The following is a 21,765-nucleotide window of genomic DNA, read 5'->3' as shown; positions in this document are numbered from 1 at the left end:
AAGACAATAGGCTCTGTGGAATTTTTTAAAATGTCGGTTCGACCCTTATCATCGGTGCTCAAGACCCTCGCAGCGTTCGAGTGCATCGCCGCTGCACCGGAGCCGCTGCGCCTCGTCGATATCGCGCGCCAACTTGGCGAAGCGCGGGGTGCGGCCCATCAGCGCCTCGTTACCCTCGTGGAAGCCGGATGGATCGAGCAGACGCCCGACGGCCGGTATCGTTTGACGCTTCGCATCGTCGGGCATGCGGCAATGGCGCTCGAACAATCCAATCTCGGCGCGCGCTTTGCAGGCGTTCTGGAAGAGATGGTCACTCAGAGTGGTGAGACCGCCTCGCTCGCCGTTCTCGACGGAAAATCCGCGGTCATCGTTCGGCGGGTGGAGTCGCGAGGCGTTCTTCGCGCGGACCTTCGGATCGGAACGCAGCTCCGTCTCGATCGCACCGCCTTCGGCCGGGTGCTCGTATCGTTCTCGCGTCCGGAAATAGTCGACCGGCTACGGGCGCAGGGCGTCGAACTGCCGGATGACCAGATCGTCGCCGAGGTGCGCCGGTGCGGCTACGCCATTTCGGAGGTCGAAGGGCCACGGACCGTATCGGCCGTCGCCGCCCCGATCATCGATGCGCAGAACGAATGCATCGGCGCGCTCGCGCTTTCCGGCCCGTTCACAGGTTTCGACACTGACAAGTGCGCCCGGATCGTCGTCGCAGCCGCGGCGGCAAGCGCCGCGCGCCTGCGAGGAGAACAATGAAATGAGCGCCCTGAAGAAACCCGCGCCGGAGTCGGAGGCTCACCGCATCGCGCGGCTGATGCGTTCGCCGGCCGACATCATGAAGCCGGAAAGGCTCGCCGCCATCCAGCCGTCGCGCATCAGCGCATCGCGCGCGCTGATGAGCCGCGCCGTCGGTCAGCGCTGGCAGATCCTGTGCAAGCGCTTCGACATCGACGCCAAGGGCAACGGCGTCGCCGAATACCGCATCGACATCGGCGGCTGGCGCTTCAGCTTTCCCGTCTATTCATTCGAGCCCTCGCCGCACGGCCGTACGGGCCGCATCATCGGCCGGGCCTGGGATATGATGGGCGCTCTGGTCGAAGGCGACATGAGCGAGCGGGATTTCGAAACGACCCGAACCGAGCTTCCGAAGCTCTATGAGGGCCGCGCCACGCCAGGAACGCTGATCTGGTGCCGCTCCAACCGCAGCGGCCGGTTCTTCGAAGGCGCGAAGGCTGCGCTCCAGGCCGGCCGCCAGCCCAACGTCGCCGAGCTCGCTCAGACCTGCTATCTGATGCGCAATACCGGCCTCGACGGCAACGGTACCTTCGGGACCAAGTCCTTCCTCGCCTATGGGGGCGATCACCCGCTCCGCTGGTCGCTCGCCGCCCAGATGCTCTGCGCCTATATGATGCGCGTCTTTGCCCAGGATCTCCTTGCCCATCTCGTCCGGCTTGAAGCCCCTGCAGCCCCGCAGATGGCGATCGAGCTCCGCCGCTTCCTCGGGGTCGGCAACGGCTCGGCGCTTGGCCTGATGCTCTTCGTCAACAACCACCCGCGCCTGATCGAGCGCTGGCTCTTCATCCGCGAGGAGGCGATCGCGCGCGCCAAGGCGCTCACGCCGGACGAAGCAGGCTCGGAGATCGCCAAGCTGCTGAGCCTTGTCGATAAAGCGATCACCTTCCGGTCCGAGGACCGCGTGCAGTACGAGAACGTCACGCGCTCCGAGGTCGTGGCGCGGGAACTCGGCGTGATCCGCGACGCCGTTGCGAATTTGCTTACCCGCTGGCAGAGCGGCAGCCGCTTCGAAAGCGAGCCCTTTGCCGAGCTTGCTGCATCCCTCGAGTGCCGCGTCCATGCGGAAGCCATGGAAACCCTCCATTCCCTCCTCATAGAGCTCGTTGGCGAAGAGGCCGACCAGCTTGTGGAAGGTCTGGTCATCGATGAAGAGCTGACGGGCCGGCCGGAAATGCCGGTCGCCCGGCTGCGCGAGATCCTGAGAAATGACTACGCCTGGGCTTTCGGACTCGATCTCGATATCGAGCCCGGAAAGCGATACGTCTGGTACAAATCGGTTTCCGCCGAGGAGCCGCGCCGCGGCCCCGCTGCGGAAGTCGGCGAGAATGTCGTCAATCTCGGCCTCGACCTGCCACGGCTCGTGGTTGCCCTCGACCGCGACCTCGCTGCCGCCGATCTGACCCTCAGCACGGCCCGCTTCCTGCTTGCGCATCCCGAACACCGGGCGATCGCCACGCGCGTGCAGGCGCTTGCCGGCACCGGCCTCCACTCGCCGCATGCCGACATCATGAGCGGGGCCTTCACCCCCGCCCATATCACCCGCCTTCTCAATGTCGGCATCCACGGCATCGACAAGACCCGCGATTTTCTCGACCGCAACCTGCGCGGCGTTCTGTTCCACGGCGCGCCCGTTCCGGAGGACATTGCTGCCGGCAGCGCCGACGACCTGTGGTTCTACCCTTCGGAGCCGTGCCTATGAGTTCCCGCCAGTCCAACCTTCCTTCGACCCTCACCGTAAGCCTTCGCGAACTGCGAATGGTCTTCGAGCGGCTGATACAGGTCACGCGGCTCGATGCGGGTCTCGTACCCTCGCTAAGGGATTGCGCACTTTATTCCGCAGCGCTCGGCCTCGGCGGCTTCGCCCGGCTGGCTCACAACCTCGAGGCGGTGCGATCGGCAAATCCGCATGCGCTGAGCCTAACAGCGGACGCCGAGCGCCTCATTGTCGACTGCGGCGGGCAGCACACATGGATCGCCGCCGATGCGGTGCTCGATCTCGCAGCGGAGCGTCTGCGCACGCAGGGCTCGGGGGCGGTCGAGGTCCGTAACGCCACCGAGATCGGCGAACTGAGGATCGTCGAGGCTCTTGCGCAGCGTTTTGGACTGCAGGCCGAGGTCGCGATCGACGAGACCGCCGGCTCTGCCGAGATCGTCGTCTCGCCCGCCCCGAAGGCAATGGATGCCACGGTTCTCGAAGAATCAGGCGCGACGGGCTGACCGTCGATGCGGCTCTCTGGTGGCAGCTGTTCCACCGGTCCGCCGAAGCGCTCGCGCCCGATTCCTACCTGTCGCGCCGCCACGCCGGGCCGATCATCGTCGAGGCCGACGGCAAGGTCATCGGTCGGCAGGACGAGGACGAGACGGACCTGTCCCTGCTCATCGCCGGCGCCGCGGACCACGGCACGACGGCAATCAATAACTGAGATGGAACGACCATGATCATCGATGCACTTCAATGCGGTCATTTCAACCGCGAGTCCTTCGAGGCGCTGAGGCAGGGCGGCTACAGCGCGGTGACGCCGACGCTCGGTTTCTGGGAAGGGACGATGGAGTCTCTCGACTCGCTTGCCCGCTGGCGAGACCTGGAGCGTGACAACGCCGACCTCATCCTTATCGCCAGAACGGCCGCCGATATCGAGCGCGCCGAAAGGGAGGGAAAGCTGGCGGTGGTGCTCGGCTACCAGAATTCCAACCTCTTCGAGGACCGCATCGCATTCGTCGAGTTTTTCGCCGAACTCGGCGTGCGCGTCGTGCAACTGACCTACAATAACCAGAACGAGCTCGGCGGCTCCTGCTACGAGGAAAACGACAGCGGGCTTGCCCGCTTCGGCCGCGATGTCGTGCGGGAAATGAACCGCGTCGGCATGCTGGTCGATCTTTCCCATGTCGGCGACCGGACCACCCTCGACACGATCGAGTGGTCGGAGAAGCCCGTGGCGATCACCCATGCCAATGCCGCTTCGCTCTTCGCGCATAAGCGCAATAAGTCCGACAAGGTGATCAAAGCCCTTTCCGAGCGCGGCGGCGTCATCGGCTGCGTCGCCTATCGCAACATCACGCCCGACGCTGCCTGCGCCACCGTCGACGGCTGGTGCGAGATGGTTGCCCGCACCGTCGACATCGCCGGCATCGACCATGTCGGCATCGGCACCGACATTTCGCATAACCACACCCCACGCGACTACGACTGGATGCGCAAGGGCCGCTGGACCCGCTCGGTCCAGTACGGTGCCGGCTCGCCTCAGCGGCCCGGAGCCGTGGCGAAACCGGAATGGCTGCTCAAGCCGCAGAACCTGCAGGACGTCGCCCCGGCCCTGCTGCGCGCCGGTTTCAATCAGGAGGAGGCGAACAAGATCCTCCGCGGCAACTGGCTCCGCCTCTACGCGGAGGTCTTCCGCCCGGACTGACCGGATCCAAAAACCGATTCAAAGAACAAGAAGAGCCGCCGCTTTGGGCGAGCGGCCACGGGAATAGCAGACAGACGACCATTCGACATCAAGGAGAACCACGAATGGAAATGTTCAAGAAAGCATCAGCCACGCCGCTGTCGCGACGTACCGTTCTCGGCGCCGGTCTTTTCGGGGCCGCAATGCTGGCCTCCCCCTACATCCGGCGCGCCAGCGCGGAGGAAAACGTCCTCTACGTAAACACCTGGGGCGGCGACTGGGAGGCATCGGTCAAAAAGTTCCTGTTCGAACCCTTCACGGCGGATACGGGAATAGAGATCCGGACCGTCTCGCCGATATCCTTCGCCAAGCTCGCTGCGCAGAAGACCACGGGCGTCTACGAATTCGACGTGACCACGCTCGGCGTCGCCGATGTCGCGCGCGCCAATGGCGCTGGCCTCCTCGAGGCGCTGGAAGGTCACGTCGACACCTCCAAGCTTTGGGAGGGCGCCATCTACCAAAACGGGCTGTCGACGCATGGCTTTGCCACGCAGATGGCCTACAATGCCGCGAAATTCCCGGAAGGGTTGAAGAGCTGGTCCGACTTCTTCAATGCCGAGAAGTTTCCGGGCAACCGCAGTCTGCAGCGTCACGCCGCCCGCGTCCTGGCGATCGCGCTGCTAGCCGACGGCGTTCCGGCCGACCAGCTCTTTCCCTATGACCTCGACCGCGCTTTCGCCTCGCTCGACCGGATCAAGGACCACGTCCGCGTCTGGTGGACCGCCGGGCCACAGGCGCGACAGATACTGACCGACGGCGAGGTGGACATGGCAGGCCTCTGGGACAGCGACGCCTTCGGCGCCAAGGAGGCATCGAAGGATCCGATCGAGATCGTCTGGGACCAGGCCGTCGTCGACAAGGCCTGCTGGATCGTCGCCAAGGACAGCCCGCGCGCCGAAAACGGCTTCAAGCTGATCAGCCATATCGGCCAGAACGCGGAGGGGCTCGCGAAGTTCTGCATCGCCGACCAGAACGGCCCGATGAACCCGAAATCCTTCGATTTCATTCCCACCGAGGTCGCGGCCAGAATGCCGACCCATCCGGAGCATCTGGCCCGGGCCGTCATGCTGGACGGGGCGAAGCTGCTGCCCCAACTCGACGAGCTGTCCACCCGCTTCGAAAGCTGGGTCGGCATCTAAGCTGCGCTTCCGGTCCCGGTAAGTGCGGCCGGAAAATGCAATGCATCGGATAGGGTGCCGGCGATGCCTGCGCCGGTACCCGCCGTCCGCGACGGAGACCCTATCCGAGGGTAAAGGAGCAATGTCATGAAACTCCGGACGTCCCCGATCCTCGTGGAAGGGCCCATGCCGCTGATGGCTCCGGCGGTGATCTTCCTTGCGCTCTTCTTTCTCGTTCCGCTTGGCTATGTGGTCTGGATGAGCGTGTCGCAGCCCGTGATCGGATTGCAGAATTTCGGCCGGCTGCTGAATTCCAGTCTGTTCGCCTCGGTCCTCTACAACACGTTCAAGACGGCGCTCCTGGTAACGCTGCTGAGCCTTCTCTTCGCCTATCCGCTCGCCTATGCCGCGGCGAACGGCTCGAAGCGCTTTGCGACTTTCCTGTTGACGGTCGTCGCCCTCTCGTTCTGGACCAGCTATCTGGTGCGCACCTATGCCTGGATGGTCATCCTCGGCAATCAGGGGCCGGTGACGGCGCTCCTCTCATGGTTCGGTTGGGACCCGCGCCGAAGATCCTGTTCACCACCTTCAGCGCAACGCTCGCCATGACCCACGCCCTTATTCCCTTCATGACCATGTCGCTCTTCGCCGTGATGAAACGGATCGACCCGCTCTATGTCCGCGCTGCGGAAAACCTCGGCGCGCACCCGCTTCGCGCCTTCGTCTCCGTCTATCTGCCGCTGAGCGCGCCCGGCATCGTCAACGGCTGCACCCTCGTCTTCATCACCTGCCTCGGCTTCTACGTCATGCCCGTCCTGCTCGGGAGCCCACGCGACCAGATGATCGCCGGCATCATCGGAGACCAGATCGAGCAGACCCTCGACTTCGGCCTCGGCTCGGCGATTTCGATCGTGCTGTTGGCGCTGACGCTCGCGGTCTATGCGCTCTACAACCGCTTCTTCGGTCTCGACCGCCTTTGGGCAGGAGGTGACCGATGAGCCTCTGGGTACGTTCTCTGGCAATTCTGATCGCCGCCTTCGTCGCGGCGCCGATGTTCATCGTCATTCCGATGTCCTTCAGCTCGGCGGCATCGCTCGCCTTCCCGCCGCCCGGCTATACGCTTCAGAACTACGTCAACTTCTTCTCCGACCCGAACTGGACGCAGCCGCTGACCAACAGCCTGCTGATCGGCCTCGGCACGGTCTGCGTGACGATGCTCGTCGCCGTTCCGGCCTCTTTCGCCCTGGTGCGGCACGTGTTCATCGGGCGCACGGTCTTCAACCTTCTGATCATGCTGCCGATGATCGTGCCCACCATCGTCATGGCGCTCGGCTACTACATCTATTTCGGGCAGCTCCGGCTGGTTCAGAGCTATCTCGGCGTGATCCTCGCCCATAGCTGCATCGCCCTGCCGATGTCGACGCTGATCCTGACGGCGGCGCTCAAGGGCTTCGACCGCTCGGTGGAACGCGCCGCGATGAATCTGGGGGCTTCGCCGCTCACGACCTTCCGGCTTATCACCTTTCCGATCCTGCGGCCGGCCTTCACCGTCGCCGGGCTCTTCGCCTTCATCGCATCCTTCGATGAGGCCGTCATCGCCCTCTTCATCTCCGGCCGCGACAAGGCGACCTTGCCGCGCCAGATGTTCAACGCCGTCCGCCAGGAGGCGGATCCGACAATTTCGGCCGCCTCGTCCTTCCTGTTCCTGCTCGTTCTCGCCGGCGTCTGCATCTGGCTTGCGCCGCAACTCGTGCGCCGCCGCACCCGCGTGCTGGACCAGACGGACGGCAACGGCGCCGTCGAGCCGGCCGCCGCAGCATCCTGATTTTGGAGCAAAGCCATGAATGCCCGTTCCCTCACCCTTCGCAACGTTACAAAGTCCTATGACGGCAGGCATATGGCTGCCGACGACGTTTCGCTCGACATCAAGGCCGGCGAGTTCGTCTCCTTCCTCGGCCCGTCCGGCTCCGGCAAGACGACGACGCTGATGATGATCGCCGGTTTCCAGCGTCCGACCAGCGGCGAGATCCGGCTCGGCGAGCGCGCAATCGACAACCTGCCGCCGCACAGGCGCAATATCGGCATGGTGTTCCAGAACTATGCGCTCTTCCCGCACATGACGGTCGCCGACAATGTGGGCTTCCCCCTGCGCATGCGCGGCGTCGCCAAGCAAGACAAGGAGCGCCGTTCCCGCGAGGCACTGGCCAAGGTCGGGCTTCAGGGTTTCGAAACGCGAGAGCCCTCCGAGCTTTCCGGCGGCCAACAGCAGCGCGTGGCGCTTGCCCGTGCTCTTGTCTTCGAACCGGACATCATTCTGCTCGACGAGCCGCTCGGCGCGCTCGACAAGGCACTGCGCGAACATATGCAGGTGGAATTGAAGCGCATCCACAAGGACCTCGGCGTCACCATGGTCTACGTCACCCACGACCAGTCGGAGGCCATGACCATGTCAGACCGGATCGCCGTCTTCAATCAGGGCCGGATCGAACAGGTCGGCACGCCGAACGAGATCTACCGCGCGCCGAAGACCCGCTTCGTCGCATCCTTCATCGGTGACAGCAACCTCATCGAGGGCTCGTCGCTCGGCGACGGAAGATTCGACACGCCGGTCGGCATTGTCGAGGCGCGGAGCAGGCAAGCGGAGCGCAACCGGCGGGCCGATCTGCTGCTCAGACCTGAAATGATCCGCATCGCCGAAACCTCACAGGGCGGACGCCAGCCGCTGAAGATCGACAGCACGATCAACTACGGCGACAACCTGCTCGTCATCGGGAAGCTCGGCACGCAGCCAATCCGCATGCGGGTCCCCGGCGCCGATGCGCGCAGGATCGAGGGCATTTCCGAATGCCACGTGACCTGGCGCGCCGAGGATGTCCACGTCATCGCCTGATCCGAACTCCGGTTGCCGATGGAGCCGCACATGAACGACCGTCCGAATTCCCTCCACGCTCTCGACAAGCAGAGCCTCGTCCACCCCTACACGAACCTGGCCGTGCATCAGGAAACCGGGCCGCACGTGATCACCGGCGGCGACGGCATCTATGTCGTCGACGACGAAGGAAAACGCTACATCGAGGGATTGGCGGGCCTGTTCTGCGCCGGTCTCGGCTTCAGCGAGCAGCGCCTCGTGGAGGCCGCGACGCGACAGCTCAAGACGATGCCCTTCTATCACTCCTTCGCGCACAAATCGACGGAGCCGGGCATCAGGCTGGCGGAGAAGCTCGTGGCGATCGCGCCGGTCCCGATGTCGAAGGTGTTCTTCGCCGGCTCCGGGTCGGAAGCGAACGACACGGCGATCAAGCTCATCTGGTACTACAACAACGCTCTCGGGCGTCCCGGGAAGAAGAAGATCATCTCGCGCCGCAAGGCCTATCACGGCGTCACCGTAGCAACCGCGAGCCTCACCGGTCTGCCGTTCAATCACCGCGATTTCGACCTGCCGATCGCCAACATTCTCCATACCGATTGCCCGCACTACTGGCGCTTCGCCGAGATCGGGGAGACGGAGGAAGACTTCGCCACGCGCATGGCCGACAACCTCGAAGCGATGATCCTCGAAGAGGGTCCGGAAACGATCGCCGCCTTCTTCGCCGAGCCCGTCATGGTCTCGGGCGGCGTCATCACCCCGCCGAAAGGCTATTTCGAAAAGGTCCAGGCGGTCCTCCGCAAATACGATATCCTGCTCGTCGCCGACGAGGTGATCTGCGGCTTTGGCCGCACGGGCAACATGTTCGGCTCGGAAACCTACGGGCTCAAGCCGGACATGATCAGCTGCGCCAAGCAGCTGTCGGCGGCCTATATGCCGATCTCCGCCCTGATGATCAACGAGACGATCGCGGACGCACTGGTGGACCAGAGCCGGAAGATCGGCACCTTCTCGCACGGTTTCACCTATGGCGGCCATCCGGTTGCAGCCGCCGTGGCGCTGGAAGCGCTGACGATCTACGAGGAAATCGACATCGTCGGCCATGTGCGCTCCGTCGCCCCCGCCTTCCAGGAACGTGTGCGTAAGCTCGGCGAGCACCCGCTGATCGGAGAAGCGCGCGGCGTCGGTCTCGTTGCCGGTCTCGAATTCGTCAAGGACAAAGCGACCAAGGAGAATTTTGCGCCCGCCCTGCAGGTGGCAAACCAGGCCGGCAAGTTCGCGACCGCCCGCGGCGTCCTGACACGCGGCCTCGGCGACATGGTGAGCCTCTGCCCCGCGATGATCATCGATGACGAGCAGATCTACGACCTGATGACGCGCATGGGGCTGGCGCTTGACGATACGCTGGCCTGGGCACGCGCCGAGGGACATGTCGCCTGAGGGAAGATCATGAATCCGGAAACCACTGCAGTCCCCTATGAGCGCCTCGGCATGCTGATCGATGGCCGCTGGATCTACGAGACGGAGCGGAGCACCGACGTGGTGGATCCCGCCACGGGCCAGACGATTGCTCAGCTGCCTTTGGCGACCGATGGCGAGATTGCCGAAGCCGTCGCCTCCTCGCAGCGCGCATTCGAGAGCTGGAAGGATCGCTCCCCGCTCGAGCGGGGCCAGATCCTGCGCCGCTTCGCGGACCTCGCCCGCAAGCATGCCGACGAGATCGCCCGCAACATGACGCGCGACCAGGGCAAGCCGCTCGGCGAGGCGATCGGCGAAGTCCGTTTCGCCGCCGACCATGCCGATTGGCACGCAGAGGAAGCGCGCCGCATCTACGGACGGGTCATTCCCGCGCGCGATCCGCGCGTACAGCAGATGGTCCTTCGCGAACCGGTGGGGGTCTGTATCGCCTTCACCCCTTGGAATTTCCCCTTCAGCCAGGCGCTGCGCAAGGTGGTGGCGGCGCTTGCAAGCGGCTGCACCGTGATCCTCAAGGGACCTGGAGAATCCCCTCCTCCACGGTCGCGATCGGCCGGCTGATGCAGGAGGCCGGACTGCCGGACGGCTGTCTCAACATTCTCTGGGGCGACCCGGCCCACCTGTCGGAGACGCTGCTGGCGGCGCCGGAAGTCAGAAAGATCTCCTTCACGGGTTCGGTCGAGGTCGGGAAGCATCTCGCGAGCCTTGCGGGCAGGTACATGAAGCGATCCACGATGGAGCTCGGGGGTCATGCGCCGGTGATCGTCTTCGACGACGCCGACATCGATGCGGCAGCCGACGCGCTTGCCGGCCAGAAGGTGCGTAATGCGGGCCAGGTCTGCATCTCTCCGACACGGTTTTACGTGCAGGCGAAAGGGCACGACCGTTTCCTGGCACGCTTTGCCGAGAAGATCGCTTCGACAAGGGTCGGCAACGGTTTCGAGGAGAGCGTACAGATGGGACCGCTCTGCCACGCCCGACGCGTCGCTGCCATGGAGGGTTTCGTTCAGGACGCGCGCGAGCAGGGTGCCGAGATCGTCACCGGCGGCGAGCGCGTTGGGAATGCGGGATTTTTCTACGCGCCAACCGTGGTCGCCGGCGGCACCGACGAACTGCGCCTGATGAAGGAGGAGCCCTTCGGACCGATCGCCGTCGTTACGCCCTTCGGCGAGTTCGACGAGGTGATCCGTCGCGCCAACAGCCTGCCCTTCGGTCTTGCGTCCTATGTGTTCACCGGCTCGAGCAGCCGCGCACGGCATGCCGCACGCGCCCTTGCAGCTGGAATGGTGAGCATCAACCATTTCGGCCTGGCGCTGCCGGAGACCCCCTTCGGAGGAATCAACGACAGCGGCTACGGCAGCGAGGGAGGCTTGGAGACTTTCGACGGCTATCTGAATGCGAAGTTCGTCACCCGTTTCGACCAAGTCCCGCAGTGAACCTATCCGACAGACGAAACGAGCGAGAAGAGCATGTTTGAAGTCATCGATACCGGCGCCGATCCGTCGGATGTTCCGGTCAGCGAAGCGGTTCGCGCCGGCGATCTTTTCTGGTCGGTGCACATCTCGGAGGACCCGGTCACCGGCGAGCCGGTCTTTGGCGACATCGAAACGCAGGCGCGCCGCACGCTGCAGAATCTGGAAATCGCGATCAAGGCCGCCGGCGGCTCCGTCGCAAATGTCGTGCAGATGCAGGTGTTCCTCACTGAAAGAGCCGACGCTCCCGGCATGAACAGGGTCTATACCGAGTTCTTCAGGGAGCCCTATCCGGTGCGCGCGACCGTGGTCGTCAAGGAGCTCATCACCCCGGGCCTGCGCATCGAGGTCCTTGCCCATGCGGTGCTCGAGGGTGCTTGATCGCAGCGCACGGCCCGAATTCAGCAAGGCGTGAGAAACACGAATGTTCGAGAAAGTCGAAACCGGAATTGCCGCATCCCGCGCTCCCTTGAGCGGTACCGTGAAGGCGGGCCGGATCGTGAGATCGGCTCACATAGCAAAGAACCCGGCGACCGGCGAACTCGTCACCGGGGACATCGAGTACCAGGCGCGACAGGTATTCTCCAACCTCCGGCAGGCGCTTGAAGCCGCCGGAAGCACGCTTGCCGCTGTCGTGCAGATACAGGTCTATCTGGTCGACCGAGCCGATGCCCCGGGCATGAACAAGATATACCGCGAATTCTTCGCGCCTCCCTTTCCCGTGCGGGCGACAGTCGTCACGGAGCTCCTTTCACCCGGCATCCGCCTGGAAATCCTCGCCACTGCGGTCTGCTCCCCGGATTGAGCAGTTCAAGCGACAGGTCAAGCCCGCTGCACGCGTTGCTGCTGCAACGGAGTCCTTCGCCGCATTTGAGATTCTTGCGACCTCGCGGCCTGGTCGGGCGGGCAGGCGGGCCATTCTCAACAAATTTCCGAGAATTCAAGCAGCGCGACTTGACCGGCAGGCGCATGTGGTGCTTACTGGTAATACCAGTTGGGACCATTTCCATGAACCCTGTGCTATCCGAAGGCGCCGACGAACTTGCGGGAACGGAAAAGGTGCTCTCCTTCTTCCGGGAGCAGCTGTTGTCCGGTGCGCTCAAGGCGGGCGACAGGCTGTTGGGCGAGAGGGAGCTTTGCCTCGCTCTCGGCGTATCGCGGCCGGTGCTGAGGGAGGCTTTGCGGTCGCTCGCCAATCTGGGCTTCCTCGATATCCGCCATGGCAAGGGCGCCTTCGTGCGCAAGGCCGACGTGGGCGTCTTCGGCGATTTCCTGACGTTCTGCCTCGCCCAGCAGCCCGATATGCTCGACGACATCATGCAGGCTCGTGTCGCGATCGAATGCCAGGCTATCCGTCTTGCCTGCATCCGCGCGACGGATAGCGACCTCTCACGCATCGGCGGCCTGCTGACACGGCTGATGGACACACTTCACGACGCCGAAGACGGGGGCGCTGCGGACTTCGCCTTTCACATGGCGATCGTCGAGGCCAGCCGCAGTCCCGCGCTCGTCACGGTTTACCGCTCGATATCCGACCTTCTGAAGCGCAGCCATGTCCAGCGGCGCGCCGAGACAAGCGACGCGCCCGGCATCACCGACTATCTCGTGGAGGCCCATCGGGAGGTCTTTCTGTCCATTCTCGCGCGCGATCCGGACAAGGCCGACAGGATGCTGCGCGAACATTTCGCCATCGGCGACGAGCTTCGGCGCAAAAGCTACATAGCTGCCTTCACCAGGAAGGGCGCGCCGCAAGAAGAGGAAAAAGAAGCAGACAGCTAGTTTTATCCAGGGAGGAGGAGAGCATGCTGAACTTTCTGAAACATGGCCGGATGGCCGGCGCCGTGCTGGGAGCCGCATTGTTTGCCGGAGCCGCTTCCGCAACCGAATTGCGCTATGCGCATGTCGGCGCAGAAGGGGACATCCAAACGGTCTATGCGGCACAGGCGGCGGAGGGCATTGCGGCCGCGACCGGCGGCGAAATCACCGTCACTGTCTATCCCGCCAGCCAGCTCGGCGGGGTTGCGGAAATGGTGGACGGCGTGCGCATGGGTTCGATCTCCATGGGCCATCATGATTTCGCTTCCCTCGCACGACTGGTGCCTGAGGTCGCCGTCTTCAACGCGCCTTTCATCTACCGCGACGGCGCCCATGCGCTCGCTGCGACGGACCCGCAGTCGTCGCCCGCCCTCCAGGCGATCAACGAAAAGCTCATCGCACAGGGCGTGCGGATCATCGGGCGCATCTATCGCGGCGACCGCCACATCTCCTCCAACTTCCCGGTAAAGACGCCGGCGGACCTTGCCGGCAAGCCTTTCCGAGCGGTCCCGCTGGAGCTATGGGTTTCCATGGTCAAGGGCTTCGGCGCCATTCCCACCCCGGTCGAGGTTGCCGAACTCCCGACAGCGCTGATGACGGGCGTGGTCGTCGGCCAGGAAAATCCGCTCACCATGATCGCCTCCAACAATCTCAACGAGGTGCAATCGCATCTGTCGATGACGGGTCACATGCGCGCCGTGCTCGCCGTCTTCATCAATGAGGACGTCTGGCAGGGATTGAGCGAAGAGCAGCGGACGGCTCTGACGAAAGTCCTCGACGAGGAGGCTCAGAAATCGCTGAAGATGGCGACCGAATCCGAGGCCGATCTGGTGAAGGAACTCAAGGGCCGCGGCATGACCGTCATCACAGAGGCCGAAGGGCTGGACGTCGCGGCATTCCGTGAAAAGGTCGGCGCCCAGATCCGGCAGGACTTCCCGAATTTCGCACCGCTCATCGAGCAGATCGAAGCGGTGAAATAGACCGAGCAGCTGCAGGGGCAAGCCAATGTCCCTTGTCCCTGCAGCGCCCGTATTTTTCAGCCAGAATGGGAGGGGAGAAGATGCATCTGCCCGAACGTGTCCTGACGATTGTCGTGGTTGCCGTGATGGCGGGACTGGTCATCGTTCCGACGGCTCAGGTCGTCATGCGCAGCGTCTTCGGCCTGCCTTTCATCGGTGCGGAGGAACTGACCCGCTTCCTGCTCATCTGCCTGGTGTTCCTCGCCTATCCACTCGTGGTCGGGCACGGCGAAAATATCGTCATGGGCGAGTTCAAGGCGGCAATGTCGAGGAGGGCGCGCGCGATCGTGAATGTCGCGATCTCGGCCTGTGCGATCGGCGTAACGGGGTTCATCGGCTGGGTCACGGCCATGAACATCACCCGGAACCTGACCAACGCCACGCCGACCCTCGGCATCCCGTTCTGGATATTTCTGGGTGCCACGCTCTTCGGTTTCGCGGGTGCGGCGCTCGTCCATCTTCTGCATCTGCGCAAGCCGCCGCAGGCGGATAAGAACGTCGCAGTCTGAAAGGTTGGTTCATGGGTTTTCTGGTCGTTGCGGCCTTCCTCGGTCTGTTCATGCTTGGCTTCCCGGTGGTCTACGCCATCCTGCTGCCGTCAATTCTCTACGTACTTGTCGAGGGCTTGCCGTTCGGGCTGCTTGCCCAGCGTATCACCTACGCGCTGGATTCGTTTCCGCTGGTGGCCGTGCCTCTCTTCATCTTCGTCGGCAACCTCATGAACCTTTCCGGCATCACCGATCGCATCTTCCGCTTCGCCTATACGCTCGTCGGGCGAATGCCGGGTGGCCTGGCGCAGGTCAACGTCTTCGGAAGCCTGATCTTTTCCGGAATGTCCGGGGCGGCGCTGGCTGACATCGGGGGTCTGGGGCGCATCGAGATCGACGCCATGAAGAAGCGCGGCTTCGATCCATCCTTCGCCGGCGCGGTAACTGCCGCTTCCGCGACGCTCGGGCCGATTTTCCCGCCTTCCATCCCGCTCATCGTCTACGGCTCGGTCACGAGCGTCTCGATCGTCCAGCTCCTCGTAGCCGGCATCATGCCCGCCGTGCTGTGTACCGCCCTGCTGATGCTCACGGTGCTGGTCGTGGCCATCCGACACGGCCATGCGCGCGCGGAGCGCTGGCCGACGGCAGGCGAGCTGGTCGGCACGCTGGTGCCGGCGCTACCGGCCATTCTTGCTCCGGCGCTCATGGTCGGCGGCATGACGGCCGGCGCCTTCACACCGACCGAGGCGGCCGCGATAACGGCCGTCTATGTCATCTTCATCAGCGGCGTCCTGTACCGTGAACTGACGCTGGCGCATCTGTGGCATTCGGCGGTTCTGACGGCCCGCAGCTCCAGCGCGATCCTCATCATCGTCGCCTCGGCCGCGCTTTTCGGCTGGATTCTGGCGGTCGAGCAGGTGCCTCAGACCTTTGCGGCGACGCTGCTCGGCTGGTCGAAGGACCCGCTGATGCTGCTGATCATCGCAAACCTGATCTTCTTCGTCGCCGGCATGTTCCTCGACTCGACGACCGCAACGCTGCTTCTCGTTCCCATCATCGCCCCGCCACTCGTGATGGCCGGTGTCGACCCCGTTCAACTCGGCATCGTGACGATCTTCAACCTGATGCTCGGACTGCTGACGCCGCCGATGGGTTTGTCGCTGTTCCTCGTGTCGGACATCGCCAAGGTGTCCATCCGGCAGCTCCTGCGAGCGCTTGTGCCCTTTTACATTCCGCTGGTTTCCACGCTTGTCATCCTCACTTTAGCGAAGGACTTCACGCTGTGGCTGCCCCGCCTGATCGCCCAGTAATCTTTTCTCCAGGAGACACCAATATGCGTATCGTCATCGGTTCCGACCATGCTGGCTTTCACCTCAAGGCCACGATCATCGACCACGTCACCTCGCTCGGCCACGAGGTGTATGACGCAGGCTCGTACGATGCGAACCCGGTAGACTTCCCCGACATCGCAAAGACGGTCACTTCCTCGATCATCGAGGGCAAGGCGGATCGCGGGCTGATGGTCTGCGGCACCGGCGTCGGCGCCTCGATCGCGGCCAACAAGGTGAAGGGCATCCGCGCCGCGGTCTGCCATGACGTGCATTCCGCCCATCAGTCGGTGGAGCATGACGACGTCAACGTCATGTGCATCGGCGCCCAGATCGTCGGCGCATGGTTGGCAAGGGATCTCGTTGCAGCCTACCTCGCCGCCGAATTCTCCACCGACGAGGATTTCCGGCGCCGGGTGCGCAAGCTCGCCGAAATGGACGAGCAGCGCTGAGCATTCGCCGGCCGGCTCCGCGCCGTTCGGCGAAACTCGCGCATCTATTCTTCCTTGCTGACCTCGCCATCCACGAGGTGGATGCGACGATCCATGCGGGCAGCCATGCCCAGGTCGTGCGTCACCGCGACGACCGTCTTGCCGCGCTCGCGGACAAGTCCGTCGAGAATTGCGAATACCTGCTCCGAACTCCTGCTGTCGAGGCTTCCGGTCGGCTCGTCGGCCAGGATCAGCGGCGGATCGTTGGCAAGCGCCCGTGCGACCGCCACGCGCTGGCGCTGGCCGCCCGAGAGCTGATCCGGCCGCTTGTCGAGATGATCGGCGAGGCCGAGCGAGGACAGCAATTCGGTCGCCCGGGCCCGCATCGCGTCGCGGCCGAGGCGGGCAAGCTTGCGCATCGGGATTTCGACGTTCTCACGCGCGGTAAATTCCGGCAGGAGGAAATGGAACTGGAAGACGAACCCCATTGTGGCGAGGCGGGTCTCCGCCCGCTCCTTCTCACTCATGGGCTCCGTATCGCGTCCGCGGACGCGGAGCATGCCTTGCGTCGGCTGGTCGAGCAGCCCCAGCAGATAGAGCAGCGACGACTTTCCCGATCCCGAGGGGCCGGTAACGGCCACGAACTCGCCCTCGTCGATGATGAGGTCGATGTCCTTCACCAGCGTTACCGGAACGGTCTCATGCAATATACGCGTGAGGCCGCGCGCCTCGATCAGCGGGCTCATGTCGCACCCCTTATGATGTCCACCGGATTGACGCGTGCTGCCCGGCGGGCAGGCAGATAACCGGCGACCGCTGCCGAGGACAGGGCGAAGGCTGTCGCTACGGCATAGTGAAGAATGCTCCACGCGATCGGCAGCCTGGTCATTTCCTGGCCGGTCGCGGCAATTTCGAACCGTACCCGGGAAAGGGCGTAGGTGATCGCAAAACCGAGCGCCCAGCCGAGAAGGGAACCCGCTATGCCGATCGCCAGCCCCTCGATCACGAACAGACGGCGCATGTCGGCTTGCGAAAAGCCCAGCGACTTCATGATGGCGATGTCGCGCGCCTTCTCGTGCGTGATGGTGGAAACGATGTTGAAGATGCCGAAACCCGCTACCAGCATGATCGCGGCGACGACCGTGTACATGATGACGTTGCGCACGACGAGCGCTTCGAGAATGGACTCGTTCGCCTCCTGCCACGCGACCGCCTTGTAGCCGAGTTCGGCCTCCACGCGACGCGCCACGGTGGGCGCGGCGTTCGGGTCGTCGAGCTTGATGCGGATCTCGTTGATTGCATTCGGCCTGTTGGACAGGATCTGGGCGTTCTTCAGCAGCACATAGGCTTCGCCTTCGTCACGCGCCGTGGTGCCGGTATGAAACAGGCCGACGATCTTGAAGTTGCGGGCAAGGCCTTCCGAAGACACGGCGGTAATTGTATCGCCGAGCCCGGCACCCAGCCTCGACGCCATGGTATCGCCTATCACGACGTTGTTGCCGCCGGCCGCAAGCGCGCCGAAGCTGCCGGACTCGAAGTCCTCTACGATGGGCGAGACCCTCACCTCCTTCACCGGCTCGATCCCGATCACCACGGCGCCGACTTCGCGGCCCGAGTAGCGGATCACGCCTTGAACGTTCAGAACCGCGGCAAGCCTGCCGGGCATCCATTCTTCCAGCCAGGAGACCGCCTTGGTCGGATTGATGATGCCGCGCCGGTCGTCCCGCGGCCTCAGCCCGGATATGGCGACGGCTTCGAAGAGGTCTTCCGGCGGCTGCCGCCGCGCCGAGCGCTGCTCATCGGTCACATCGACATGCGGCATCGTGTCGACGAGCTGGCGAACGAAGTCGTCCTGCCCGCCCTGCATCAGCGCCGCCATGGCGATCGAGAAGCCGACGCCGACAGCGACACCGACGACCGCGACGAGGGTCTGGCGGCCCCGGCCGGCGACATGCGTTAGGGCGATGTCGAGGATCAGGCGCATGGCGTTCAATTCGTCGTTGTTTCAACCACATCCACCCGGGTCCCGTCCGTTAGATCGGGGGGCAAGGGCGAGATTATGCGTGCGGTTTCCTCCAGGCCGGAAAGGACCTCTACACCGTTCGCGCCGCGGATGCCGGTCTTGATCTTGCGCAGTTTCGCCGTCCCGCCTTCAACCACCGCGAACTCTAGTCCCGCTGACCGCTGCCGCGGGAATGACCAGGGCGTTGCGCGACACGCGGACCACGATGTTCACGTCTGTGGACATGCCGATTCTGAGCGGCGTGTCCTCCGGCAGCCGAAGGCGAACGCGGTAAGTTTTCGTAACGGGATCGCCCTTCGGCGTGATGCTGTCGACAACCGCCTCGAGCGCGCGCTCTGGAAACGCATCCGACCGAAGGTAGGCATTCTGGCCCACTTCGACCCGCGGAATGTCCTCTTCGTTCACCTCCGCCTCCACGATCAGCGGTCGCGGCTCTCCGACCCAGAAGAGCACGGTCCCCGGCTCGGCCACCTCGCCGATCTCTCCATCCTGCCGAAGCACCCGCCCGTCGCTGGGCGCGCGCAGCACATAGGCCGCAAGGCGCGCCTCCTGCCCCGCGATCAATGCCTCCAATTGAGCGACGTCGGTGCGGGCCCTGTCCACAGTCTGCTCGCTTATCGTATTTCTTTCGGCCAAGGCGAGCTTGCGGCGGTATTCTTCCTGGGCAAGCGACAGGCGCGCCTGCAGCTCGCTCAGAAATCGCCCGCGCCTCCGTATCGTCCAGGCGCGCGAGCGCGGCACCCTTTTCCACTCGTTCGCCCTCGCAGTTGCACTGCTCGACGATCCGCTCGCGCACTGTCGAAGTGACCTTTGCCCAAACGCGCGGCTCCACGACGCCGCTGGCATAGACGATCTCCGCCGCATCACCGCGCTTCGGCGTCACGACCGAAACGGGCACCGCCCGGGTCGCATACCAGAAGGCAACGGCACCGACTGCGGCGGCTATCGCAATACCCGCCGCGTAGCGCCTCATCTGCCGCATAAGCTGCACGAACCACTCCTGAAACTCACCCGTATAGACTGTCAGGATAGCATTAGACCGACCGTCGGTCTATAATCGCACACAGGACTTCGCGCATCCTGGTAACACGTGTAGAACGTAGTTCTCCGGTTCAGGACAAGTCTATGCCACGAATCAAGAAATCGCCTGACGTCAGAACGAATGAGATCATCGGCTGCGCTGAACGCCTGTTCTTCGAGCAGGGATACGAAAACACGACCGTTAACGACGTGATCCGGGAAGCGAATGTTTCCAAGGGGGCGTTCTATCACTACTTCGTTTCGAAGGAGGCACTGCTGGAGGCGGTCGCCGCGCGCATGGCCCGCCAAAGCCTGAAGGAACTGCAAACGGTATTCGAGGATCCCTCCCTCGACGCGGTCGGCCAGCTGAATGCCCTTTTCGCGGGTTCGCGCCGCCTGAAAGTGGACATGGCGCCGCAATTGAAGAATACATTCAACGCACTTTTCAAGCCGGAGAACGTCGTCCTCTATCATCGCATCGACGTCGCGGTCAGCGCTGTGACACTCCCCTTTCTTACCGAACTTCTGAGGCGCGGTCACAAGGAGGGGAGCCTCGACGCACCCGATCCTGAAGCCCTCGCGCCGATGCTGTTGTATTTGCGGCTTGGCGTCGCCAAGACGATGCATCGGGCGCTGCAGCAGACCGAAGCCGGCGACCTGGACGGCGCGGCGCGGACGCTGGATGGCTGGATGCGCACCTACGGGATGGCTGTCGAAAGATTGCTGAAGATCCCCGAGGGGACGATCGAAGTAACGGAACCGGGCTTTTCGCGCGCATTTCTGAAAGCTTCCGTCTAGCTCCTTGAAGCCGCATACTTCCGGACGGAAAACCGCTGCGCACTTTTCCTGGAAGTGCGCTAATCCTTGAAGCTTCGCACTTCCGGACGGAAAACCGCTGCGCACTTTTGCTGGAAGTGCGCTAACCCCTTTAAGCTTCGCACTTCCGGACGGAAAACCGCTGCGCACTTTTCCTGGAAGTGCTCCGGATATCCCCGATATTCACCGGCGATAGCCCTGATGGGTCAGTGGAGCCGAAGCATTATGCGTGCTAGTCCTTCGTCAGCCGTCTCGGACGGGGGAAGACGGTCAGAGGCCTGGCGCTTCAGCGACTGGCCTCGCCGGGGGCTGGGGCACAGCACGCCGGCAATCCGGATGGGTTCGAAGCTCGACGTCCTGGCGGAATCAGGGCTTACCCGAGCGAAAGGCCCTGACCGTTATCGGCCAGGGCCCCATTCATTTCCCACCAGCTCAATAAGAGAGCACGGACACGGCAATACGGTCTCCAGCACAGCCCATTACAAGCCATAGCGATGCAAGAAGATGTGTCGGTGCAAGTGGGATATTACACAAACGTATTACTATAACCAGTAACAAATTGGGGGTATTCGCATTAAATCGGCTCGTGAATACCATCTGTGCTGAGTCGAACCGGAGTTACCCTCCCCGGACGGATGAGCGCCAAATGAGGTCAGGCCGGAAGCGAACCGATTGGTCGACCGGCTCCTGCCTCTCGTTGACGAGCCAAGCAACCGCCTCCTGGGCTATCCTGTCCACGGGTTGCGCGAAAGTGGTCAGGTCATAGGAGGACCAGGCGGCCTGTTCAATGTCGTCGAAACCCGCGACACAGAGCTGATCGGGGATAGAGACACGGAACTGGTGGCGCGCGGCATCCATGAAGCCGCATGCAAGGAGATCCGTGGCACAGAAGACCGCATCGGGACGCTCGCCGAGTGTCAGCAGCCGCTGCGCCAGAACGCGGCCGCTTTCGTAATTTGTCGGCCCGTGACGCTCGACCAGAACCGGGAGGCCCGATGCTTTTGCCGCCGCCACGAAGCCGTGTTCGCGCGCCATCAGGCTCGGGGTGCCGGCTTGCGAATTCGCGAAGGCAAGACGCCGGCAACCGGCGCGCACGAAAGCGGTGACGACCCGCCCCGCCGCCTCCGCGTCATCGAGATTGATACGAAGAGGGCCCTGCTGGTCGTCGTCGCGGTTGATGAGGACGAGGCGCTGGCCGTTCTTGAGGCAGAGCTGGGTAATCGACCGGTCGGGCATTCCGGACAGGATGATCGATGCATCTGCGCGGTACCGGATTGCCTGCCGCAACGCGAGATCGACACTGCCGTCCGAGCGGTCCGTGTTGATCAGCATGGCGACCTTGCCGGCGTTCTGCAATTGCTGCGTCATCGCCCGGATCAGGTTGGCGCGGTAGGGCGTGCTCATCTCGGATACGATAAGGCAGACGATGCCACTCTCGTTGCGCATCAGTCCGCGCGCGAGATGGTTGACGTGATAGCCGAGCGCTTCCGCCGCCTCCACCACCCTTCGCCGGGTTTCGGGCGAGACGCTCGCGCCCGGCGTAAACGTACGGGAGACGGCTGAGCGTGAGACGCCCGCCCGCTCTGCGACTTCCTGGGCGCTGACAAACGGCTTCGGCGGCATTCACGACCTCTCCTCGCTCCTGCACGCAGAATTGC

General features: G+C 63.7%; 18 protein-coding genes and 4 pseudogenes. 18 read left to right on the top strand and 4 right to left on the bottom strand.

Annotated elements, in window-relative coordinates; all coding sequences use genetic code 11:
* The first annotated feature begins 30 nt into the window (after positions 1-30).
* From N0Q91_RS27695 to rpiB, 17 genes and pseudogenes are all read left to right on the top strand, one after another.
* Positions 31-750 carry an IclR family transcriptional regulator gene (locus N0Q91_RS27695; protein ID WP_275598755.1) on the top strand — a complete coding sequence of 240 codons (720 nt, stop codon included), beginning with the start codon at positions 31-33 and terminating at the stop codon, positions 748-750.
* 1 nt (position 751) lies between these two features.
* Positions 752-2,488: a hypothetical protein gene (locus tag N0Q91_RS27690; RefSeq protein WP_275598754.1), complete on the top strand. Its 1,737-nt coding sequence runs from the start codon at positions 752-754 to the stop codon at positions 2,486-2,488.
* Positions 2,485-3,212: pseudogene (locus N0Q91_RS27685) on the top strand (hypothetical protein). Before N0Q91_RS27690 ends, N0Q91_RS27685 begins: the two are co-directional and overlap by 4 nt.
* 12 nt (positions 3,213-3,224) lie before the next feature.
* A complete protein-coding gene (locus N0Q91_RS27680) occupies positions 3,225-4,196 on the top strand; it encodes a membrane dipeptidase (protein WP_100672384.1) in 972 nt (323 codons plus the stop codon).
* A 104-nt stretch (positions 4,197-4,300) separates the two neighbouring features.
* Positions 4,301-5,374 carry an extracellular solute-binding protein gene (locus tag N0Q91_RS27675; RefSeq protein ID WP_275598752.1) on the top strand — a complete coding sequence of 358 codons (1,074 nt, stop codon included), beginning with the start codon at positions 4,301-4,303 and terminating at the stop codon, positions 5,372-5,374.
* A 126-nt stretch (positions 5,375-5,500) separates the two neighbouring features.
* Positions 5,501-6,351 (top strand): annotated as a pseudogene (locus N0Q91_RS27670) (ABC transporter permease).
* Positions 6,348-7,178 (top strand): ABC transporter permease, encoded by an 831-nt coding sequence (locus N0Q91_RS27665; RefSeq protein WP_275598751.1) that lies wholly within the window; start codon positions 6,348-6,350, stop codon positions 7,176-7,178. The pseudogene N0Q91_RS27670 and the gene N0Q91_RS27665 overlap by 4 nt, the downstream one beginning before the upstream one ends.
* A gap of 15 nt (positions 7,179-7,193) precedes the next feature.
* A complete protein-coding gene (locus N0Q91_RS27660; protein WP_275598750.1) occupies positions 7,194-8,243 on the top strand; it encodes an ABC transporter ATP-binding protein in 1,050 nt (349 codons plus the stop codon).
* Positions 8,244-8,273: 30 nt separating this feature from the next.
* Positions 8,274-9,659, top strand: coding sequence for an aspartate aminotransferase family protein (locus N0Q91_RS27655; protein WP_275598749.1), 1,386 nt, complete (start codon positions 8,274-8,276; stop codon positions 9,657-9,659).
* A 9-nt stretch (positions 9,660-9,668) separates the two neighbouring features.
* Positions 9,669-11,131, top strand: a pseudogene (locus tag N0Q91_RS27650) (NAD-dependent succinate-semialdehyde dehydrogenase).
* 33 nt (positions 11,132-11,164) lie between these two features.
* Positions 11,165-11,548, top strand: coding sequence for a RidA family protein (locus tag N0Q91_RS27645; RefSeq protein ID WP_275598748.1), 384 nt, complete (start codon positions 11,165-11,167; stop codon positions 11,546-11,548).
* 43 nt (positions 11,549-11,591) lie between these two features.
* Positions 11,592-11,972: a RidA family protein gene (locus tag N0Q91_RS27640; RefSeq protein WP_275598747.1), complete on the top strand. Its 381-nt coding sequence runs from the start codon at positions 11,592-11,594 to the stop codon at positions 11,970-11,972.
* Positions 11,973-12,175: 203 nt separating this feature from the next.
* A complete protein-coding gene (locus N0Q91_RS27635; RefSeq protein ID WP_275598746.1) occupies positions 12,176-12,946 on the top strand; it encodes a FadR/GntR family transcriptional regulator in 771 nt (256 codons plus the stop codon).
* Between the two features lie 23 nt (positions 12,947-12,969).
* Entirely contained in the window at positions 12,970-13,962 is a 993-nt protein-coding gene (locus N0Q91_RS27630) for a TRAP transporter substrate-binding protein (RefSeq protein ID WP_275598745.1), read from the top strand.
* Between the two features lie 80 nt (positions 13,963-14,042).
* Positions 14,043-14,510 (top strand): TRAP transporter small permease, encoded by a 468-nt coding sequence (locus N0Q91_RS27625; RefSeq protein WP_275598744.1) that lies wholly within the window; start codon positions 14,043-14,045, stop codon positions 14,508-14,510.
* Between the two features lie 11 nt (positions 14,511-14,521).
* The gene (locus tag N0Q91_RS27620) at positions 14,522-15,799 is read left to right on the top strand and encodes a TRAP transporter large permease (protein ID WP_275598743.1); all 1,278 of its coding nucleotides are present in this window, start codon (positions 14,522-14,524) and stop codon (positions 15,797-15,799) included.
* A 23-nt stretch (positions 15,800-15,822) separates the two neighbouring features.
* Positions 15,823-16,269: a ribose 5-phosphate isomerase B gene (gene rpiB, locus N0Q91_RS27615; protein ID WP_018097878.1), complete on the top strand. Its 447-nt coding sequence runs from the start codon at positions 15,823-15,825 to the stop codon at positions 16,267-16,269.
* A gap of 44 nt (positions 16,270-16,313) precedes the next feature.
* Here the strand turns inward: rpiB and N0Q91_RS27610 are convergent, their stop codons facing one another.
* The 3 genes and pseudogenes from N0Q91_RS27610 to N0Q91_RS27600 all read right to left on the bottom strand — a co-directional run bounded on the left by N0Q91_RS27610 (position 16,314) and on the right by N0Q91_RS27600 (position 19,262).
* On the bottom strand, positions 16,314-16,994 hold the full coding sequence (locus tag N0Q91_RS27610) for an ABC transporter ATP-binding protein (RefSeq protein ID WP_100672397.1): 681 nt from the start codon (positions 16,992-16,994) through the stop codon (positions 16,314-16,316).
* Positions 16,991-18,232, bottom strand: coding sequence for an ABC transporter permease (locus N0Q91_RS27605; RefSeq protein WP_275598742.1), 1,242 nt, complete (start codon positions 18,230-18,232; stop codon positions 16,991-16,993). The genes N0Q91_RS27610 and N0Q91_RS27605 overlap by 4 nt, the downstream gene beginning before the upstream one ends.
* 5 nt (positions 18,233-18,237) lie before the next feature.
* A pseudogene (locus tag N0Q91_RS27600) lies at positions 18,238-19,262 on the bottom strand (efflux RND transporter periplasmic adaptor subunit).
* Positions 19,263-19,396: 134 nt separating this feature from the next.
* Here N0Q91_RS27600 and N0Q91_RS27595 point away from each other — a divergent pair.
* Positions 19,397-20,089: a TetR/AcrR family transcriptional regulator gene (locus N0Q91_RS27595; RefSeq protein ID WP_275598741.1), complete on the top strand. Its 693-nt coding sequence runs from the start codon at positions 19,397-19,399 to the stop codon at positions 20,087-20,089.
* A 636-nt stretch (positions 20,090-20,725) separates the two neighbouring features.
* Here N0Q91_RS27595 and N0Q91_RS27590 read toward each other — a convergent pair.
* Positions 20,726-21,730 carry a LacI family DNA-binding transcriptional regulator gene (locus N0Q91_RS27590; protein WP_275598740.1) on the bottom strand — a complete coding sequence of 335 codons (1,005 nt, stop codon included), beginning with the start codon at positions 21,728-21,730 and terminating at the stop codon, positions 20,726-20,728.
* Positions 21,731-21,765: the final 35 nt, after the last annotated feature.

It is taken from the genome of Sinorhizobium prairiense, from assembly GCF_029201645.2.
Taxonomy (GTDB): domain Bacteria; phylum Pseudomonadota; class Alphaproteobacteria; order Rhizobiales; family Rhizobiaceae; genus Sinorhizobium; species Sinorhizobium meliloti_A.
Note: the sequence above shows the minus strand (reverse complement) of the source record. Positions and strands in the feature narration are given on the sequence as shown.

Bases quoted from the DNA above. Each gene is read 5' to 3' on its own strand.
- N0Q91_RS27660 (WP_275598750.1), top strand. From the start codon at position 7,194: ATGAATGCCCGTTCCCTCACCCTTCGCAACGTTACAAAGTCCTATGAC.
- N0Q91_RS27690 (WP_275598754.1), top strand. From the start codon at position 752: ATGAGCGCCCTGAAGAAACCCGCGCCGGAGTCGGAGGCTCACCGCATC.
- N0Q91_RS27610 (WP_100672397.1), bottom strand. From the start codon at position 16,994: ATGAGCCCGCTGATCGAGGCGCGCGGCCTCACGCGTATATTGCATGAG.
- rpiB (WP_018097878.1), top strand. From the start codon at position 15,823: ATGCGTATCGTCATCGGTTCCGACCATGCTGGCTTTCACCTCAAGGCC.
- N0Q91_RS27625 (WP_275598744.1), top strand. From the start codon at position 14,043: ATGCATCTGCCCGAACGTGTCCTGACGATTGTCGTGGTTGCCGTGATG.
- N0Q91_RS27620 (WP_275598743.1), top strand. From the start codon at position 14,522: ATGGGTTTTCTGGTCGTTGCGGCCTTCCTCGGTCTGTTCATGCTTGGC.
- N0Q91_RS27665 (WP_275598751.1), top strand. From the start codon at position 6,348: ATGAGCCTCTGGGTACGTTCTCTGGCAATTCTGATCGCCGCCTTCGTC.
- N0Q91_RS27605 (WP_275598742.1), bottom strand. From the start codon at position 18,232: ATGCGCCTGATCCTCGACATCGCCCTAACGCATGTCGCCGGCCGGGGC.
- N0Q91_RS27655 (WP_275598749.1), top strand. From the start codon at position 8,274: ATGAACGACCGTCCGAATTCCCTCCACGCTCTCGACAAGCAGAGCCTC.
- N0Q91_RS27695 (WP_275598755.1), top strand. From the start codon at position 31: ATGTCGGTTCGACCCTTATCATCGGTGCTCAAGACCCTCGCAGCGTTC.
- N0Q91_RS27675 (WP_275598752.1), top strand. From the start codon at position 4,301: ATGGAAATGTTCAAGAAAGCATCAGCCACGCCGCTGTCGCGACGTACC.
- N0Q91_RS27630 (WP_275598745.1), top strand. From the start codon at position 12,970: ATGCTGAACTTTCTGAAACATGGCCGGATGGCCGGCGCCGTGCTGGGA.
- N0Q91_RS27590 (WP_275598740.1), bottom strand. From the start codon at position 21,730: ATGCCGCCGAAGCCGTTTGTCAGCGCCCAGGAAGTCGCAGAGCGGGCG.
- N0Q91_RS27680 (WP_100672384.1), top strand. From the start codon at position 3,225: ATGATCATCGATGCACTTCAATGCGGTCATTTCAACCGCGAGTCCTTC.
- N0Q91_RS27640 (WP_275598747.1), top strand. From the start codon at position 11,592: ATGTTCGAGAAAGTCGAAACCGGAATTGCCGCATCCCGCGCTCCCTTG.
- N0Q91_RS27635 (WP_275598746.1), top strand. From the start codon at position 12,176: ATGAACCCTGTGCTATCCGAAGGCGCCGACGAACTTGCGGGAACGGAA.
- N0Q91_RS27645 (WP_275598748.1), top strand. From the start codon at position 11,165: ATGTTTGAAGTCATCGATACCGGCGCCGATCCGTCGGATGTTCCGGTC.
- N0Q91_RS27595 (WP_275598741.1), top strand. From the start codon at position 19,397: ATGCCACGAATCAAGAAATCGCCTGACGTCAGAACGAATGAGATCATC.